This window comes from Bradyrhizobium sp. SZCCHNR1051 (assembly GCF_032489615.1).
Classification (GTDB): Bacteria; Pseudomonadota; Alphaproteobacteria; order Rhizobiales; family Xanthobacteraceae; genus Bradyrhizobium.
Map to the genome: position 1 here is coordinate 130,831 of NZ_JAUEYJ010000003.1, position 18,297 is coordinate 149,127.

The 18,297-nt window shown below is 61.6% G+C and carries 12 protein-coding genes and 1 tRNA gene; 6 read left to right on the top strand and 7 right to left on the bottom strand.

Translation table 11 applies throughout. The features are described 5' to 3' along the window. Positions 1–82 precede the first annotated feature (82 nt). Positions 83–1,435, bottom strand: a complete 1,353-nt coding sequence (locus QW868_RS04295) for a DUF5623 domain-containing protein (protein ID WP_315764508.1) — start codon at positions 1,433–1,435, stop codon at positions 83–85. A 1,212-nt stretch (positions 1,436–2,647) separates the two neighbouring features. On the opposite strand from QW868_RS04295, the gene QW868_RS04300 reads away from it, so the two are divergent. The 4 genes from QW868_RS04300 to QW868_RS04315 all read left to right on the top strand — a co-directional run bounded on the left by QW868_RS04300 (position 2,648) and on the right by QW868_RS04315 (position 6,288). After that, the gene (locus QW868_RS04300; RefSeq protein WP_315764511.1) at positions 2,648–3,607 is read left to right on the top strand and encodes a hypothetical protein; all 960 of its coding nucleotides are present in this window, start codon (positions 2,648–2,650) and stop codon (positions 3,605–3,607) included. A 262-nt stretch (positions 3,608–3,869) separates the two neighbouring features. Beyond that, positions 3,870–4,232 (top strand): hypothetical protein, encoded by a 363-nt coding sequence (locus tag QW868_RS04305; protein ID WP_315764514.1) that lies wholly within the window; start codon positions 3,870–3,872, stop codon positions 4,230–4,232. A gap of 490 nt (positions 4,233–4,722) precedes the next feature. Then, positions 4,723–5,076: a hypothetical protein gene (locus QW868_RS04310; RefSeq protein ID WP_315764517.1), complete on the top strand. Its 354-nt coding sequence runs from the start codon at positions 4,723–4,725 to the stop codon at positions 5,074–5,076. A gap of 480 nt (positions 5,077–5,556) precedes the next feature. Then, complete coding sequence (locus QW868_RS04315) at positions 5,557–6,288, top strand: hypothetical protein (protein WP_315764520.1); 732 nt, start codon at positions 5,557–5,559, stop codon at positions 6,286–6,288. Between the two features lie 258 nt (positions 6,289–6,546). Here QW868_RS04315 and QW868_RS04320 read toward each other — a convergent pair whose 3' ends face one another. Further along, on the bottom strand, positions 6,547–11,229 hold the full coding sequence (locus QW868_RS04320) for a hypothetical protein (RefSeq protein ID WP_315764523.1): 4,683 nt from the start codon (positions 11,227–11,229) through the stop codon (positions 6,547–6,549). A 621-nt stretch (positions 11,230–11,850) separates the two neighbouring features. Here QW868_RS04320 and QW868_RS04325 point away from each other — a divergent pair. Continuing rightward, positions 11,851–12,072, top strand: coding sequence for an AlpA family transcriptional regulator (locus QW868_RS04325; protein ID WP_315764526.1), 222 nt, complete (start codon positions 11,851–11,853; stop codon positions 12,070–12,072). Here QW868_RS04325 and QW868_RS04330 read toward each other — a convergent pair. After that, on the bottom strand, positions 12,020–13,297 hold the full coding sequence (locus QW868_RS04330) for a tyrosine-type recombinase/integrase (RefSeq protein ID WP_315764528.1): 1,278 nt from the start codon (positions 13,295–13,297) through the stop codon (positions 12,020–12,022). The genes QW868_RS04325 and QW868_RS04330 overlap by 53 nt on opposite strands. 167 nt (positions 13,298–13,464) lie before the next feature. Further along, positions 13,465–13,554, bottom strand: a tRNA-Ser gene (locus QW868_RS04335). A 222-nt stretch (positions 13,555–13,776) separates the two neighbouring features. On the opposite strand from QW868_RS04335, the gene QW868_RS04340 reads away from it, so the two are divergent. Beyond that, positions 13,777–14,118: a hypothetical protein gene (locus tag QW868_RS04340; RefSeq protein ID WP_315811982.1), complete on the top strand. Its 342-nt coding sequence runs from the start codon at positions 13,777–13,779 to the stop codon at positions 14,116–14,118. A 36-nt stretch (positions 14,119–14,154) separates the two neighbouring features. Here QW868_RS04340 and QW868_RS04345 read toward each other — a convergent pair whose 3' ends face one another. The 3 genes from QW868_RS04345 to QW868_RS04355 form a co-directional block, all read right to left on the bottom strand. Continuing rightward, positions 14,155–15,615, bottom strand: a complete 1,461-nt coding sequence (locus QW868_RS04345) for a trehalose-6-phosphate synthase (protein ID WP_315757256.1) — start codon at positions 15,613–15,615, stop codon at positions 14,155–14,157. A 217-nt stretch (positions 15,616–15,832) separates the two neighbouring features. Next, on the bottom strand, positions 15,833–16,651 hold the full coding sequence (otsB, locus tag QW868_RS04350; RefSeq protein ID WP_316229981.1) for a trehalose-phosphatase: 819 nt from the start codon (positions 16,649–16,651) through the stop codon (positions 15,833–15,835). Positions 16,652–16,654: 3 nt separating this feature from the next. Then, a complete protein-coding gene (locus QW868_RS04355; RefSeq protein ID WP_316229982.1) occupies positions 16,655–18,169 on the bottom strand; it encodes an MFS transporter in 1,515 nt (504 codons plus the stop codon). Between the last annotated feature and the right edge of the window lie 128 nt (positions 18,170–18,297).

Consider the following 18,297-nt stretch of genomic DNA (forward strand, 5'->3'; position numbering starts at 1 on the left):
ACCCGACTGGCCTTCGACCAGTCGGGCTAATCCAGGTGAGTCACTACCAGCACGTTTGTTGCTGCTCAGGCCGCCCCCTCTGCTACATCGCCGGTCGCACAGACTGTCGAAGCTTAGGTTCGTCGCCGGCAGGAGGAGCTACCTTCCACGTTAGAAGCGATGCGATAGCCTGATCCGCTTTTTTCAGGAGTTTCCTTAACTGCGGGCACTCAGGATAATGTCGAGCAAGAATCGCTTTGATCTCGCCAAGACTCGCAATATGCCGATGCAAACTCCCTGGCACTGCAGCGAGCGGATCGCTCTCCGGGAGCTCGTGATAATATAGATCAAAGAACACCTCATCGGAAAGCTCGTCACGGCCGTACTCATGCTCGGCCCTACTATCGAGCTCGCAACGCATTGCCTCGATCCTGCGGTAAACGCCCGCACGGCCTCTCGTTCCGATCAGCACGGACTTCAGAAGCCTTCCAACCGCCTTGTGTTGTTCAATCGGCATTCGGGCCTTCGGCCAACGCCGCGTCCCCGAAAGAAGGCTATTGTACTCGGTAGAGTTTATTGGTCGCGCTCGGTTACCGAGAGTCTTGACCTCGCGAGCTTTTGCCGCGATCTCCGCCATGCGGCCCGGACTGACGAACGCGGGCGCCGTCGGCCTTGACTCTCCCTGCCAGTCAGAAATCACGATCGGAGGGGGAGCATCTGCCAATCGCGAGATCAGCGGCTCCAGCGAGTATCCCTTCGACACGTCAGCCAAAAGAAAGAGCGACGTGCCATCGTCGGGCCGATACATGCCCTTCCACGGTGCCTTGACAACAGCCCAGCCATGCCGGGCCGCCCATTCGTGCTGCTCTGGCGTCACACCACCACGGGAGTACGGCTCGCTGGTACGGATGAAGCCTTTCGCGACCGGATCGTACCAACCAGCATCATGGTCAGACCCAGGCATCCGATTTTGGAAGGATCCCTTGGGGAAGGAGCGATTTGCACCTGAAGGAACAAGCCCGGTCGCTTCCATAAACTGGATCTTCCTTGCAATCTTGCAGGCGGCTTCACGCGCAGCCTCCTGCGACGGTTCAGTGTAGAGATCCGCAAGATGATCCGGACCTTCGCGCCGCATCGCGGCTAGCCCGTTCTTGTATTGCGCGGGCTTCACCAGCGCATCGAGCGGCTTGCCAAGCCGCATCTTAAGAATCTCGCAGCCCGAGGAACTGGTCGTTCGATCCCGCCAGAGGACGGAGATGTAGAGAGCGAATGCGCGCTGGGCTGTGGCGCGCTTTTCACCAAGCGCTCGCTGGGCATGCCTGTAGTTCTCGAACCCAGCAGCCATCGAGGCTTTATGCAAGGCAACAATATGCGAAACGCCCTCCAATTTCTTGAGGCGCTTGGCAAGCTGCTTGATGCCAGAGATTGAGGATGGACGAACATGATTGTTCGACATGTCAGGTCTCCCGGCTCTAAACGAAGCGTCGCCCGTCAACCACCTCTCGAGCCCGACAAGACATGACGGGAGCGATCGATAAGGGCAGCGCCTCAACGGCTTCGCTATGACGGGCGGCGGGCTCCTGCCGAGAACCAACTCAAGTATGCCACAACCCTGGCCTGCATGGGAAGACCGCTCCTATGAAACGGAGCAGAACCCACAGCTTCTGGTGACTCAGTCGTGACAAAGAGCCAGCCCGGCCTGATACCCTGGCGTACTGTCGGGACGCCGAGATCGAACTTGTTCTCAAGGCCCGCGCCGGGGTACGGGCGATCGTTGCGCTGGACGAGATTCACCGCCAACATCCCGATCTCGATCCCAACATCCAGCGTACGCGGGAGCGACGGATTACTGCATGGCGCACGTTGCAAAGCGGCCGCCGAGGTTGATTTGGAAGTCAGCCCAATTGCCACAATCCTTGCTCTCCACGTCGGAGCAGCTCTCGACGACTCGGCTTTAGGTTGTGTAAGTTACGGAAATGCAGCCGACATGAGCGCCAGAAATGCTACTTTCGGATGGCTCTGCCGTTCGCGCCCGCGCGCTGCGAGACGGCTGGCTCAAGACCACGGTGGGAGACCTGGGTTGCTGTCTCGATACAGCGGCGGGGGCCGTTGCGAGACTGCTGGGCCATCCGATTGGGGGAAGAGCCGGACGAACGATCGAGACGCTATCGCCACGGAAGCAGATGGCCGCGAAGGCACGCTCCCTCAGCGTGATCCATGGGCTAGGTCCACTCCCGATGCATACCGACGGCGCATATCGGCTGGAACCGCCCCGGTTTGTCATTCTCGTGTGCACATCGCCAGGCAGTTCTCCAGTCCCAACAACGTTGACACGATACCGGGACCTCCGGATCAGCGCCTCGGAGCGTGCCCGTCTTGAAGCCGCTCCTTTTCTCGTCCGCAACGGCAGGCAGTCCTTCTATTCAACAATCTGCGGCAGATCCCGGCCGTTCATCCGCTATGACGCGGGCTGCATGGTGCCGCAGGGGATGGAGAGCGGTACGGTACTCCATCTCATGGCCAAGCGCGCGCGGGATGCCGGACCGACCCTTGTTTCCTGGCGTACAGGTGATGTTCTCGTGATTGATAATTGGAATGTCTTGCATGGACGCGGGCACGGGCCTGCAGAAGCCTCGCAGGACAGGAGACTCCTGAGAGTGAGCGTCCAATGAAAACTCAGGATCCAAAGACCCCCGCCATCGTGGCGGCCCTCTCGGCAGACGCTCTGATGGGAAAGTCGCAGGCGTATATCGGGCGGGCGCTGGCAGCCAAGGCAGCAGGGACCATGGGCGAATACCAGCTTTGGGCCTCTCTCGCCCTTGAACTGGTCGGCAAGGCGGCGCTCGCAAAAATCCACCCGTGCCTAGTGGCCGACCCGAACAGCTATGTCTCGTTGTTCGCTGCGGCAGGCATGAATGTCAGCCCGGACATCAAGACCATCACCGCCAAGACCCTGTTCGAACGCCTTGCGCACGTTTCGAAGCGGTTTAATGAGAAGACGAAAAACTTCTGCATCAACATGAGCGAGAGGCGGAACGCGGAGCTTCATTCCGGTGAGGCTCCCTTCGAAGGCGTTGTCGCTTCGTCGTGGGAGGGCCGTTATTGGCACACGGTGGAAATTATTCTTGAGGGGTGCGGAAGCTCGATCGAGTCCTGGCTCGGCGTCGACAAGGCCAAGGTCCCGAAGGCACTGCTGGCAGAATACACGCATGCAACAAAACAAGCGGCTGCAATCCGGGTCGAGACGGCTGCCGAGGCCTTCAACGCGTTGGCGAAGAAGCAACGCGACGCAGCCCATGCCCGTGCCGCTGCTGTCGACGTCTGGAATATCCGGCCGAGCTTCAGGCTGCTAGCAGATCACATCTGGGAGGCGGAATGTCCGGCATGCAAGTCACGCTCCTTTTTGGCCGGCGTTAAATTTGATGAGGAGGTCTCCGAAGATGACAACGGAGACGATCCCTACGAAGAGTTGGTCGACGTTTCTTATGTCGCGGAAGAATTCCTGTGCACATCCTGCGGCCTGCACCTCGATAATCGCGATGCGATCCAAGCGGTTGGGCTGGACGTCGACCACATCGAAACGGAAACACGCCAGCGAGAGTACGAGCCCGATTATGGCAATGATTGACAATGTTCATACTTCGAGAGCCCCTTATGCTGAAAAGAACTGCGTTTCCACCCCAAGAGGCGTGGCGGGCCTCGAGCTGTTCGAGGCGCACGACTTCATAGAGCGTCCGCGATCGGAACTAAGCGGAGCGTTCGGCCCGTTCGTCGATCAGCTCCATGCACGTAGCGCGGCGCGCCATCCAGGATTGGAGACGCTATGAGCGGCACGCCTTTGGCCGAGCCGAGGGCTATTTTCAGGCACGCTCTCGCTCGAAGGTGGCACCGTGGAGGCTTCGGCAACCATCGGCATCGACGCCTTTGGCGAGCTGACGTTTGAACTCACGCCGATTCCTCTTTCGCCACGCTCGGGGGGCGTTCTTCTCAACTGGCATCAGGAGAAGAGCGCCGTGGTCTGTTTTTCGTTCCGGGGCTTGGCCGAAGACGGCACGCGCTTCGAGACAGAGCATCTCTTTCTCTCAAGCCTGGTAACGGCCTCAGACCAGGCGAGCGGTGCGCGTCTCCCGTCGCCAAGGAGCGCGCCAAGCAGACGAGCCAGCGCCGGCGCGGCGGCCGGCTCCGAAGCTGGTGTCGCGGCCGGCGAGCTACGCGACATTCGTCGCGCGCTTTTCGTATTTTACCACGCCTGAAATGAATGACCGATTCCGAAGCTCATAGGGCCCTAGAATATTCAGAGAAATTGGACCTGACGCGCCGATGTAACGGCCCGAATTTTCCGTCGATCCTCTCCCCACTGGAGACAGTACGACCTTTGGTCATCGATGATCCGGCTGCCCTCACGCTGACAATAACTGGCCCGAGCGGAGCGAAGACAGAGAAGGCACCCGCAGGAGGGTCAGCATCGCGGCCGCCGCGTCAGCGGAGGGACCCGGGACCGAGTGCCGTCGCGAGACCGGTCAACAAGGCACCCGCATTCGGGACAGTGATAGCGGTGCCGCGCAGCGACAGTCCCGAACGCGAGTGCCTCCGGCGAGCGACACCATCGACGGCAGCATCCGGAGCAATGAACTACCGCTCGGCAGCTTGTACACGTTGAAATTCTCGTTCTCCCGCTTGTCAGCTGACTCCTTCCTCGGTCATCCTGCCGAATCACTTCTCCAGACCAACGGAGGCGACACTATGAATACGAACCAAGACAGATATCTTGCTGGTGAGCCGTTGAATTCACAGGACCTGCAGAGCGAACGCCTAGCTTGCCTCGCCCATCCCTGCGGCGGCGAGACCATCTATCTCAATACGGGCGACGTCGACCGGTACGTTCGCGATCCGGATGGTTTTGCAGCTGAGCACTTTGGGCTCAGTAAGTCCGACTATCGCGAATGGGTCTTCCACGGAGGTCATGCACTATGTGCTGCACAGACCAAGGCCGGAAAGCCATGTCGCAACTTCGTGACTCGCCATGGGACTGATGCGGCTGAATGGAAGGCCGCACATCGCAGTGAGTATTGCGGCTCACATCGCCATTTGGGCTGAGGCGCGCGGTGGTCTTGGGCCCGCCAGAGACCTAATTGCCACCCGGCGACGACCGCCCGCGGGGGCTAGCCACCGCGCGATGGGTCAATCGGCAACCCGGTGTGGGTTTCCCCACGATGTGGATTCGTTTTCGACGACCGCAATGCTGAAACGTCTTATCGCTACCGTCGCTGTCTTCGCGCTGACCGGGCCGGCGAACGCATTTTACACTGAGTGCACGGCTTCGAAAAGATGCTGAGCTTGCCAACCGTGTTAACCGGCCGGGCGGCAACACCGACCCGCGTTTCCAGCCTGTAGACAAGGGCGACAAGGTCGCCTTTCGAGATAAGTTCGAAAGTTGGTGATTCGTATTGCACAGCAAGGATGGTATCCTCGACTACGGCTGGTACCCGAGAACATCCTGACTAGGTGCACAAAGATGGACGGCACGTCGTAACGTCAAATTGGCGCGCTGCTTCAAGACCTGCGCAATGGCGAAACATGAATGATTCTTCCGACATCCACGCCTATTTGAGGGCCGCAGAAGCCGCTGAGCGTGACAGCCTTGTGGAGCACAAGAGCTTGCTCGCCTTTGCCGGTGAATTGGACCAGCATTTCAGAACCCTAGTGACCGGCCGAGCCTACTGCTCTCACCCGGCCATCGCCCTGCTGGGCATGAACGCCCATGCGTCCTATCTCGCTGTGCTTAGCACGGCGCTACGAGGTCAATCGCCGCCAACATTCATGGTAGTCCGAGGCTGCATCGAAAGCGCCTCGTATGCTTTCTTGATTGGCGACGACCAGTCGGACGGTGACGTTTGGGTTCGGCGGGAGGAAGAACCCCAAGCGGTCAAGGCAAGATTCACGGTGAACCGCGCCGTCCAAAAACTGACGTCGGTGGATCCCAATTTGGGTAAACTTCTAAAATCGAGCTACGACTGGACAATTGAGTTCGGCGCTCACCCAAACAAACGATCTATTCTTGATCACTTGCGTGAAGGAGACCCTCATCCGGAAGGCCATCAGTTCTCGCTGATTTACATTCATGGCAGCGACTCTCTCGCTGTCTTAAGGTGCATAGCCGCCTGCATCGAGAACGGAAGCATGGCAATAGCTCTGTTAAGTCATGCCATGCCCAGTCATCCAGAAGGTGAGCGAGTTTTCGCGGAAAACCGGGAATCAATTTTACGTTTTCAGAAACACATGGCGGATGAAGGTTATTTCACACCATAGCACATTCGCCTTTTGTTTTGCTGCCGACAGCTACCTGCAATTGATGTCGCATCTTAGGCCATGCAACGCAAAAGACGACTGCTAACAAAGTCCTACATGGGCAATAATTAACTCTATTCAATCACAAGATCGGGGCCTCGAAAACCAAGCGCCAGACCTGGTGCCACGGGGGGGGCCGTAACTCGCCCCCCCAAATTTACTTGCGCGCGCGGGACGCGAAGAGTGTGCATTAAGCTGAGACGCTCATAAAGTCATAGCCTAGTCGGAATCAATCTCCTTACCCCAAGGCCCGATACCATCCACGATGTCATGATCGAGGAACTTCTTGTCGCGCCTGTCGAGATGCTTGTCCATCGCGCGCTTGAGCTCGTTCCGATTGAGCTGCACATGGGCGAGCTTAAGGGAAAAGAAGTCGCTATTGTCATAGTGCACTCCCACATCATCGCGCATCCAGGTCCAGGCGCGTGCGTCCGCTGAACGCAGAAAGAGGACCCATGCAGCGTAAGCCTCGACCGGATCATCGGCTTTGAGATAGGCAAGCCACCAGTGGCGTGCGCAGGCTTCACGCCAGCGCAGCCGCGCGGCCTTGCGCCGGATGCCGGCGCAGTCCGAATGCATTTCACCTTCTGGCCATGCTTCGGTAACCGGCAGAGCGTATCCGGTGCCAAGGCCAGCTAATAGAGTGCCGCGCCGCTGCCGCCACACCAACGGGGATGCGCGGTCTGCCGCTACGGATTCAGCTATCCACGCGGACTTGCCGTTGTAGGACGCGGCAACGGCGACGTCGAAGAGATCGCGATCCGAATGGCAGAGCTGTAGGCTCAAGACTTCGTCTCGGAGCGACAAGACGGCCGGTGAATCGGGCGCACGAAAGATGACATGCAGCAATTCGTCGATGCTGGCTGCACCAAGATAGCGAGTGGCCATCGTCATGCGCAGCGCGCGCCACAGCGCGGCGCCGCGTTCGGGATTGTGAATGAGCAACGCCTCACATAGGGCAAGGAAAACCGTCTCGGCGAGGCGCACCCGCCGCCGGAAATCGGTGGTGATCTCGCCCGCCCCTTCGAGCCAGCGATCAAGCATATCAGGGGCATGCAGGACCACGAGTTCCATGTCGAGCGCATCAACGTTAGTGAGATAGAGACTAGCTCCTGCCTTACGCGCTTCCTCCATGCGCGCCGTTGCGGTTTCGACCGCGCGCACGTAGGCTTTGGCGCGAGCATCGGCATCGAGCGTAGCGCGCAACGATGCCATCGGGTTGCTCCGTTCGTCGGCACTGGGCCTGGGCCGCACAGAGATGACAAACGGCATAAATCTCTTCTCGGAGCGATCCACCGTTAGCGTAGATCCCGGGTCGGGCTCAGCGATTTTTTCGGCGGCGAGCACGTGACCGAGAATTTCGGCAGCAACACGGACTTCGGCCGGATCAGCGCCGCGCAAACGCGTCGCTTCGAGTAGAAGCCACGGAGCGAGCCGGGGTGCCAGCTGGTCGAAGGGCAGAGCCGGTTCGGCTTTGATGAGTGCGTCAGTGCCGTAATGGTTGACCCAGATGTGAGCCAACGGATCCCATGCCCACCCGTTCGTCGCAAGGATGCGCCCAAAACGTGCAGCATGTGCCATGGTCAGCATGCGAAACAAGACATGGCGCAACTCGTGGTCGGATTGTTCGGCCAAACCGGTGAGCCATTGCCAAGCGTTTTCGCTAAAAGCGCACCCGTGAAACGACAGGAGCACTATAAGATCGCGTTGCTGCTTCGCGGGTGCGTCTGCATACCGGATGATGAGAGCGTCCACATCCTCATTGGACGGCGTTCGCACGATCTCGACGAAATCGGCAGGGATAAATCTCAGGTCAGCGGCGATCAGCTTGTCGATCTGGCTTTGCGCATCGGCAAGATGCGCCAGTTCGATCTTGAGCAGTTCGCTTGCGGCATAGGCCTCGTGGTTGGCATCCTTGTCGCGTGCGCTCTCGCGCAACGCTTGCGCTGCCGCCGCTTCGGTCGCGCCCGCCAGAATGAAGGATTCGCTCGCGTGGATTGCGCTCCAATAGCGTGATTCCGGCGGGCATGAGGCGAAAGCGTGCAATTTGCGACGAACCAACGTGACGAGAGCGTCAGGCACACACCGGGCGAGTGCTGGCTCCATTACCTCAAACTGATACTCTGCGTGCGTGTGCCCCATCTGCCGATGGAGCTTCTCGACATCAAAAGTTGCGGCGGCTGCGCGCAATTCGTCGATCAAACCGGAGGGTGGCTGAAATGTTGGGTCGAGCCATAACTTGCTGGTGCGCTGCAGGCGGCTGTGGAGATGGCTCTCTTTGTCGTCTAGCGCGATCGCTGCGTGGCGGCGTTCCAACTCAAAAAGGCTACGGCTTGGATTCTCCAGATAGTCCTTCTCATAGGTGAATTGCCGGTCGAGGCCAGGGTCGATGGCAGCCGCCTTCTCCTCGTCGATCTCTTGGCCGGAGAGCCACAGCAGAAGCGCAGCGGCACGCGCAGAGAGCTCCGGATTAATCCCGGACTCAGGCCGGCGCGCACGGATCTCGACAGACAGAGTGCGCAGGGAGGCGGCGGTCGGTTCGGGATCGACCTCGTTCAGGTAGCACAGCCATTTCAAGCCCTGCCATGCCTCTGCGTGCCCGCGAACAGCCGAAGCAACCGCTATAGCCTCGAAGCACGGCAGAATATTAGCCAGAGGAAATCCTTCAAGGATTGAAGGCGCAGCTGTCTGCGGCCTACCATCGTCGCGATCCACCAGTTGAAGCCTGACGCCCAGAACAGTCAGCGGCCCGGACGCATCAACTCCAATTCGACTGTGGTAGCGCTGCGCGCGCCGCCGCTCAAAATCCTCGTTCGCGTTGGGCGTGTTGTCGACTTCGCGTGACACGATCGAAAACCAAGTGCGAACCCGCCCGATGATAGTCATCAATTGCGGACCTTCGATGCGCGGGATGGCACGAAGCGCGCTGATAGCCCAGAGTCGCGCGGACGCCTGGGCATGCGCGTTCGAATGCTCGACGGCATCAAGAAGCGCTTCAGGAACGCTGACCGCGAGACTGGCAAGCTCGCGACGGTGCCCGTCGGTAACATTTTGGGTTTGTAGCCAAGCGGTCACCAAAACGCCGCCAATTGGAGTCGTGGACGGCCCGCCCCGTTCAACGAAGATCGACACGGCTGCGCGCAGAATTTCGGCGCGCTGATCAAGGCCGGCAATCGGGTCTAGCCATTGGTTGACTTCGGCGTCGGCCTCCGCAAAGGTCGCCCAGTTTTTCGCATCGAGATGCGCAAGCAACGCCGCCCCAAGTGCATGAGCAACAACGGTCGGGTTGAGCTGCATGACGCCCGCCGGTCCGGGGCGCACAAAGCGCGCGTCAATGATGTCGCTGAGCCGGGCGTAGACCTCGCGCTCGGAGAGATCGGGCCGGCTTGCAGTTTCGCCGAGGCTCTTGAGCGAAAATTCCTGAATGCCGCCGCGGTAGCATTTGGCAATTTCGGCTAACCACGCTCGCCACTCATCCTCGCTAAAGGATTTGCCGGCGCGATCCCCGAAGGTATCGCGTCCGTATTCCCACAGAAGACGATGAACCGTGACCTGCCCCGCTTCGACGAGCCGATCGCGAAAACGGATAACCAGCTTGAAGAGACGCGGCGTCCGCGCCAGCTCAATGAGTTCGGGATGCAAATCCGCCTGGGTGAGGCCCTCGAAAGCGAGCATCTGACCAAGCTCGCCGGCCGCCTCGGCGTCATAGACGTCAACGACAACTGGCACTGCCGCGACCACAAGCCCGCGCAAGCTTGAGAGTCTCTCCTCGAAGTGATGCCGTCGGGTGCTTAGCATCACTCGCACCCTTCCTTCGAACGCTGTGCCTTGGGCGACCTTAAGGAGGGATAGCCACGGGACCGACGGCTCCTGATTGAGACCGTCGAAAAATACAGTGAGAACAGGGCCTTCTTCCTTGGGCCGTTTGAGCAAGTAGTCGAGGCGGCGCAACCAATGCTCGGGATCGCGGATACCGGTGAGATCGCAGAGGCGCTCAGCAAGAAGACGCTTGAAGGCCGATTCGGAAGTCCCGGCCATAGGCGCGAGAGCGGAAGATGGAACGGTGAGGACAATTGGGTGCTCGGGCATCCGCTCGCTCAACCAGTCGAGCGCGGCCCAGGTCTTTCCGACACCATCCCATCCGATGATTGCGGCTGGAGCATCGTTGCGCGCTGGACCACGCCACCAAGCGTCGAGCGCATTGTGAACGGATAGGCGACGCACCTTCTTGGCCTGCGCGCCCCCCGCGGCGTCCTGCCCCAACTCGGCATTAGACGTGCGCCGCGAGGTCCAGATGCCTTCCAGCTTGCGATGTGATTGGGATCGCAGCGTTTCGAAGCCAAGTGACCAGGCCTGTAGACTACGGCGCAGGACGGCGATGGCCTCGCCCATGACGGGCTGGAGCGCAAGCGCTTGGTCGGCCGCACGCTTCGAGAATTCGACTGCGACGAGGTCGGGATCAAACGCGCAAAGAGCTGCGAGCGGTGCAGGCTCGTGCTCTTTCCAGTCGATGACTAGAACTGGGACCCCCAGCCGCTCGCCCTTCTGGACAAGATCCTGCGCAAGTTGCTCGGGGACGCTCCGTGTGGCAACCAATGTCCACGCCTCCAGAGCCTCGTCACGCGCCAGCGCATGATCAATTTCTCCAAGCAATTCGCGGTCTCTAAGGCTGGTGTCGTCTCCGTATTTCTTACACTCCAAGCGGAATCGGCGGCCCTGCTGGCTAGCTGCACCGGCATCGCCGCCGTGCTGAAATCCCGACTTAGCGACCGCGACCGAGATGCCAAGCAACCGTCCGACAAGGCCTGCCGCAAGACTTTCTAGCTTGTGCGCGCTCCGATCTGCCTGAAGAGCGGCTTTCAGTGCTTCCTGATGGGTTCGGTCGGCAGCGCTCAGCGACATGGGGCGGGCTTTGGGACAGAAGCGGGACAGAAACTGAGGGACAGAACAAAGCGGACTTCGTGTGCGGGCCTCAAGGCATGAACGCCCGTGGCCAATGCGGAAATTGGTTATCGGTCGGTGGCGCGGCATCCGAATCCACCCGGAATCATAGCAGCCTCGGCCAGCCCCGTCTTGCGCCGCAGGCGGCGTCCCGATTGGGCGCCGCCTGCTTTCATCTAGCCGGACGCAAAGGTGGGATCGGCCAGTCCGATCCGCAGCAAAGATGCCGATTGTGGGGCGGTTCTCGGAATGCCACCTCCAAAGTCAGCAGCCTTGCAGACCGCGTCCGGGCTCCGGCACTACCCAACGAGTTTCGCGGTTTTGTTCTGACTGATGATATTTTGCCGCGCCCGGAACGATTCGAACGTCCGCCCCTCAGATTCGTAGTGTGATGTACCTCAGTTCACTCAATCACGCCTCACGGTCAGGCCCCAATGGGAGTGCTCTGGCGTACGAATAGGCCATTGTTCGCACTGCTCGGACTCGGCCAAACTGCCTAAGGAATGTTGGACCCGAGCGAGAGCAAGGCGAGAACCTTAGCCCGGCAGCAGTTTATGTGAAACTTGTAGTGAGGCGATTGGAATGATCGGCGACCTGGACGAGCGCCTTTTGCGGCTTCGCGACGTAAAACAAAAAACCGGGCTAGGCACGTCCACGATCTATCGACGTATCGCCGACGGCACTTTCCCCGTTCCTCGCAGTCTCGGTCCAAACACCGTACGCTGGCTGCAGTCCGATATCGACGCCTGGATCAAATCATTGCCGCCATCTCGCGTCCCGGCTTCGGCGAACGCCGAAGACTGAGGATATCCCCGATCTGCATCTGGTCGACCATCAGCAGGTCAGCCCAGGCCTGCGCCAGCTCGATGCGGCGGTCGAGGTGCTCGGCCCGGTTATAAGCGCCCTCGACCGCATTCTTGGGCACGTGTGCCAACATCAGATCGATGATGTGCCGATCGTGCTTGTAGCGCTCGTTCATCACCGTCGAGAACGTCGCCCGCCAGCCGTGCGGGACGTGGCGATGATGGTAGCCAGCACGGTTCAGCAAGTAGCCGATCGCATTCTCGCTGGCCGGACGATGAGCATGTCGCTGGTTGGGGAAGAGATAGGGTGTTCGCCCCGTGAGCTCGCGAAGGGCGCGAAGGACATCGCGAGCCTGGGTCGAGAGCGGCACCAGGTGATCTCTGCTCTGATCATCCTTGTACTGGAGACGGAGCTTCATCCGCTCGGCCGGCACCACCCAGATCGGAGATTTGGGATCTAGATCTTCGAACTCTGCCCAGGGCGCCGCAATCAGCGTTCCCGGCCGTAAGGCCGTCAACGCCAAAAGCCTCAGTGCAAGCTTGGTGACCGGCGAGGCCGGTGTCTCGTCCGCCCGGCGCAAGACGATCCTCGCTTGTTCGAGGTCCGTGACGGCCGGCTGCCGTCCCTTCTTCAGTGGCTTCATCGCCTTCTGTACTGCGGCGGCGGGATCGTTCTCGGCACGGCCCGATGCGATGGCGTAGACGAAGACCGCCGACATCCGCTGGCGGACGCGGCGCGCAGTCTCGACCGCGGGACGCCCCTCGATCTGACGTAGAACAGCAATGACGTTGGCCGCAGTGATATCCCTGATCGGGATGGTGCCGAGATCGGGAAACACGTCCCGCTCCAGGGAATGGAGAACGTCGAAGGCATGCTGCTCGACCCAATGCCCCTTGTTCAGATCATGCCATTCGCGGGCAATCGCCTCGAACGTCGACGATTGGCTCGTGGCGACCTGGAGGCGCCTGAGCCGCTTCTCGACGGCAGGATCCCGCCCCTCTCGAAGAAAGCGCTTGGCGCTTGCCGCCGCGTCCCTGGCTTCGGCGAGACCGACCGAGGGATACGGTCCGAGCGAAAGCAGCTTCTCCTTGCCATCGAACTCGTAGCGCAGGCGCCATAACTTGCCGCCGGCAGCGGAGACGTAGACGTGGAGGCCTCCGCCGTCGGTGAGCTTGTAGGGCCTGTCCGCCGCCTTGGCTTTCCGGATCTGGACGTCAGTCAGCATGATCTCACCCGCGATACCCGGTCAGCTCGGCCCGATACCCGGTTTCATACCCGGTCCAGACCGGGTTTGGATGGGTCATCCTGGGAAGGGCCGGTAACGATTCCACCACCTAATGCATTGTTAAACAAGCATTTTGGCAGGTTTTGGGAATGGCTGGGATGGGTGACTGGCGGAGAGAGTGGGATTCGAACCCACGGTACGGTTTCCCGCACACACGCTTTCCAAGCGTGCGCCTTAAGCCACTCGGCCATCTCTCCAGCGGCCCTCTCTTGGCGGGGTCGGCGGCGTTTTGCAAGCCGGGCGGGGGCTCAAGGGCTAAATTTCCCCCAAATCGCTGATAAAAATCATCAATCCGCCCTGGTCGCGGGCTCAATCAGGAGGCCATGCCGCCCGGCCGGCCCATCATGAACCGACCGGCCGGGCGGCACGACCACTGTTTTGCAGCCCGTCGGTCCCGGCTGCCGACTGAGGGATTCGCGATGCCGTCATCCTCCCCTGCCCGTCTCGCCATCCTGCTGACGGCGGTGCTCAGCCTCGCCGCCGGCCCGGCCCGCGCAGATCATTGCACCAAGCAGGGCGTCGACGTGACCTGCGACGACGGCCGCAAGGGGATCTGGCAGGGCGATGCGATCCTGTGGCCGGACGGGACGAAGTCGAGCCTGAAGCCGCACCCGTCCGTCATCGTCGGCAACAAGGCATCCGTGGTGGTGGGACCCGGCGTGTTCGTCGGACAGGGCAACGGGATGGTGCCGATGGACAATCCGAGCTCGCCGAACAAGCTGCGCTGCGCCGTGCTCGACGGCGTCTCCTACTGCCATTGAGCCTCGCCGCACGGAGCGGCGAGGAGCAAGTCCGGTTCAGTGATAGCGCGCGCCAGGCGACAGCATGCGGCCGGCCAGAAAACCCGCCGGAGTGGCAGGCAGGGGTTCGATCTCGACCTCGGCAGCGTCGCCGTCCTGCAGCGCCTCGACGAAGTCGGCAAACCATTGCTGGATCGAATGGCGGCGCAGCTTCGTCATCATGATCTCATAGCGCATGCGGCGCTCGTTGAGCGGCATCGACAGCGCCATCGCGATCGTCCGCGCCATGCCGTCGATGTCATGCGGATTGACGATCAGCGCCGCATCGAGCTCGTTGGCGGCGCCGGCGAATTTCGACAGCACCAATACGCCGGGATCGACCGGGCTCTGCGCCGCGACATACTCCTTCGCCACGAGATTCATGCCGTCTTGCAGCGGCGTGACGACGCCGACCTGGGCGCTGCGATAGAGGCCGGCCAGCACGCCCTGACCATAGCCCTTGTTGAGGTAGCGGATCGGCGTCCAGTCGACCTCGCCATGGCGGCCATTGACCTCGCTGACGAGGCGCGCGACCTCGCTCTGCAGATTGCCATAGGCCTCGATCGATTCGCGCGACGGCGTTGCGATCTGCAGCAGCGACGCGGCGCGCAGCAGGCTCGGGTGCATCGTCCACATCCGGTCGAAGGCGTTGATGCGGTTGACCAGACCCTTGGAGTAATCGAGCCGGTCGACGCCGATGGCGAGCTTCTCGCCATTCAGGCTGCGGCGCAGCCGCGACACATCCGGATGCGCCACCGCCTTTGCCGCCTGCTGCGCAAACTTGTCGGCGTCGATGCCGATCGGGAACACGGCCAGACGTGTGCGGCCGTGCAGCGACCTGACCACGCCGTCACGCACCTGCAAGCCGAGATCGGCGCGGATGCAGGCGGTGAAATTCTCGCGATCATCCTCGGTCTGGAAGCCGATCAGATCATAGGCGAGCATCGCGGTGACGAGATCGCGGTGATTCGGCACGCTGTCGATGACGCTGCGCGCGGGCCACGGCGTATGCAGGAAGAAGCCGATCGGGCTCTTCACGCCCAGCGTGCGCAACTCCGCGCCGAGCGACAGGAAGTGATAGTCCTGGATCCAGAACAAGGTGTCCGGCTTCTGGAACCGGAGCAGCGCGCGCGCCACGAAGGCGTTGACCTCGCGATAGGAGCGATAATCATCATGCGAGACGCTGATCAGATCGCTGCGTGAATGCAGCGCCGGCCACAGCGCCGAATTGGCGAAACCTTCGTAGTAGCCGGCATAATGCGCAGCCGGCAGATCCAGCAGCGCGAGCGCGCCTTCACCGATCTGCTCGATCTCCGCGATCGGTTCCGTCTGCGCGCCGTCGCGCACCCGACCCGAGGAACCCACCCATACTGCCCCCGATTTCTCCACAACGGGCAGCAATGCTGCCGCAAGTCCGCCGGTCATTGGCTCATTGGCTTTGCCACGGGCCACCCGATTCGAAACCACGACGAGGTTCACAGCTCCCTCCTGTTGGTCATGTCGGTTAACAGCTGTTCATCAATATGGTTCCGGGCCACCCTTTCAACCAATTGAAACCAAATTCGGGCATTCGCGCGGTGTAATCACAGCGTCAAATCAAGTCAGAACTGTTCTAATCAACAGCGACGCATTCAACATGCGACCGCATGGCGAATGGAACTAACAACGTAGCGATGCGGAACCGCTGCAGGGATCGCTAGGTCGATGAATTAGTTCCATCGCCGGCGAGGCGCGCCAGGAATGCGCGCACGTCGTCCGGTGCGTCGAAATGTCCGTCGACGCCGAGCGCACGGCGGCCGACGGAGAACGAGAGGCCGGCGAAATCCGGCATGATCGCGAACACCGTTTCATCCGTGACGTCGTCGCCGATGAAGAACGGCTTGCGTCCCTTGAACGGTGCGTTCCGCATCAGCTCGCGCACGCCGCTCGCCTTGGTGAAGCCGGCATGCTTGATCTCGCACACACACTTGCCGGGCAGCACCTCGATCGGCGCCCCCGGCAACTCGGCGCGGATGCGCGACACTTCTTCGTAGATCGCCTTCTCAGCCTGCGGCGCGAGGCGATAATGCAGCGCCAGCGAGTAGCCCTTGTCCTCGAGCAGAATGCCGGGGCTGAGCCGGGCGATCGCAGCGAGCCTGCGCTTCAGCTCCTTGTCCAGCGGCGGCGCCTTGATGGCGTCCGCCTCGCCGCCGCCGCCGAGCCGCATCTCCGCGCCATGGCCGCCGACGGCGGGATAGACCTCCGGCGCGAAGATGAGATCGATGTCGTTGAGAGAGCGGCCCGAGACCAGCGCCAGCGCGCCGGAGGTTCGTTGCAGCAATGCGTTCAGGGTCTCGGCCAGGCCCGGCGGCACCCACACCTCGCGCGGCGTCGGCGCGAGATCGAGCAGGGTGCCGTCGATATCGAGCAGAATCGCCACCTCGCGAAGATGCGGCACGAGACTGGTGGGCGCCGGAACGATCTCGGCGGGCTCCGACGCAGGAGAAGCGATCAGATCGGAGTTTTCGGACATCATCAACTACTCCATGACAGCGAGCGGACGCGCCACCTGTTCGAGCGATTTGCGCTCGGCCGCGATGGCATAGCGCCAAGCGACGAGCGCCGCCACCAGCATCAGCGCGGCACCGAACAGATAGCCGCCGAACACCGCGCCGCGCGCCCCGCTGTCGAGCAGCGCGCCGAACAGCGCGGGTCCCGCGACGCCGCCGATCCCGGTGCCGATGGCGTAGAACAGCGCGATCGCGAGCGCGCGCACTTCCAGCGGAAAATTCTCCGACACGGTGAGATAGGCGGCGCTCGCCGCCGGTGACGCGAAGAAGAAGATCACCATCCAGGCCGCAGTCTGCGTCGCGGCGCTCAGCACACCGATCGAGAACAGATAGCCGGTGAGCGCAAGCAGCACGCCGGAGACGCCATAGGTGAAGGTGATCATGGCGCGGCGCCCGAGCGTATCGAACAGGCGGCCGAGCAGCAGCGGCCCGAGCACGTTGCCGGCCGCGAAGGGCAGGATGTACCAGCCGACATGATCGGACTTGATGCCGTAGAAGTCGGTCAGCACCAGCGCGAAGGTGAAGAAGATCGCGTTGTAGAAGAACGCCTGGGCGATCATCAAGGTGAGCCCGACCAGGGAGCGCTGGCGATAAACTGAGAACAGCGTATGCGCGACCTCTCGTAACGGCGTGTGGCTACGCATCCGCAGCCGCATCCTCGGCAATTCCTTTGCGCGCGCCTCGCGGTCGTGGCCGATGACGTCGCGTTCGATCTCCGCGACGATCCGATGCGCCTCTTCAGGATGGCCGTGAATCATCAGCCAGCGCGGACTTTCCGGAATCCACATCCGCATGACCAGCACGACGAGGCCGAGACAGGCGCCGATGCCGTAGGCCAGCCGCCAGCCGACATCCGGGCCGGTGACGTCGGGATCGAGCAGCACGATGGCGCCGACCGCGCCGAGCGCGGCACCCAGCCAGAAGCTGCCGTTGATCATGAGATCGGTCCAGCCGCGATAGCGCGCCGGCACCAGCTCCTGGATCGTCGAGTTGATCGCGGTATACTCGCCGCCGATGCCGGCGCCGGTCAGGAAGCGAAACAGCGCGTAGGTCGCGATGTTCCAGGACAAGGCGGTGGCGGCCGTCGCGGACAGATAGAGCGCAAGCGTGACGAAGAACAGCTTTCGGCGGCCGATGCGGTCGGTCAGCCAGCCGAAGCCGAGCGCGCCGAGCACGGCGCCGGCGAGATAGGCGCTGTTGGCAAGCCCGATGTCGAGATTGGAGAAATGCAGCGCCGGGCTCTGCTTGAGCGCGCCCGACAAGGCGCCTGCCAGCGTCACCTCGAGCCCGTCGAGCACCCAGGTGATGCCGAGCGCCAGCACGACGCGGGTGTGAAAGGCGCTCCAGCGGAGATCGTCGAGCCGGGCGGGGATGTTGGTTTCGATGACGCGATCCCGGCCTGCCATGTCGCCCGGCGGAGCGCCGGATTGCGGCGCTGACGTGACGACGCGGAGGTTGGGAAAGGATGCCTGTCGGGGTGCCATGGAATCCCAATGCGACGGCGCGGGTCGCACCGCATGCTCGACCGAGAGGATGAAGCAAATGCGGCAGCGAATGCCTGCCGCTGCGACTCAACGTCTCGTCGCGCGCAGGGTTCCCGGAGTGGGGCGGG

What these genes read in the sequence shown, in the direction of transcription:
- QW868_RS04295 (WP_315764508.1), bottom strand. Translation starts at nt 1,435, where the DNA reads ATGTCGAACAATCATGTTCGTCCATCCTCAATCTCTGGCATCAAGCAG.
- QW868_RS04300 (WP_315764511.1), top strand. Translation starts at nt 2,648, where the DNA reads ATGAAAACTCAGGATCCAAAGACCCCCGCCATCGTGGCGGCCCTCTCG.
- QW868_RS04310 (WP_315764517.1), top strand. Translation starts at nt 4,723, where the DNA reads ATGAATACGAACCAAGACAGATATCTTGCTGGTGAGCCGTTGAATTCA.
- QW868_RS04315 (WP_315764520.1), top strand. Translation starts at nt 5,557, where the DNA reads ATGAATGATTCTTCCGACATCCACGCCTATTTGAGGGCCGCAGAAGCC.
- QW868_RS04320 (WP_315764523.1), bottom strand. Translation starts at nt 11,229, where the DNA reads ATGTCGCTGAGCGCTGCCGACCGAACCCATCAGGAAGCACTGAAAGCC.
- QW868_RS04325 (WP_315764526.1), top strand. Translation starts at nt 11,851, where the DNA reads ATGATCGGCGACCTGGACGAGCGCCTTTTGCGGCTTCGCGACGTAAAA.
- QW868_RS04330 (WP_315764528.1), bottom strand. Translation starts at nt 13,297, where the DNA reads ATGCTGACTGACGTCCAGATCCGGAAAGCCAAGGCGGCGGACAGGCCC.
- QW868_RS04340 (WP_315811982.1), top strand. Translation starts at nt 13,777, where the DNA reads ATGCCGTCATCCTCCCCTGCCCGTCTCGCCATCCTGCTGACGGCGGTG.
- otsB (WP_316229981.1), bottom strand. Translation starts at nt 16,651, where the DNA reads ATGATGTCCGAAAACTCCGATCTGATCGCTTCTCCTGCGTCGGAGCCC.
- QW868_RS04355 (WP_316229982.1), bottom strand. Translation starts at nt 18,169, where the DNA reads ATGGCACCCCGACAGGCATCCTTTCCCAACCTCCGCGTCGTCACGTCA.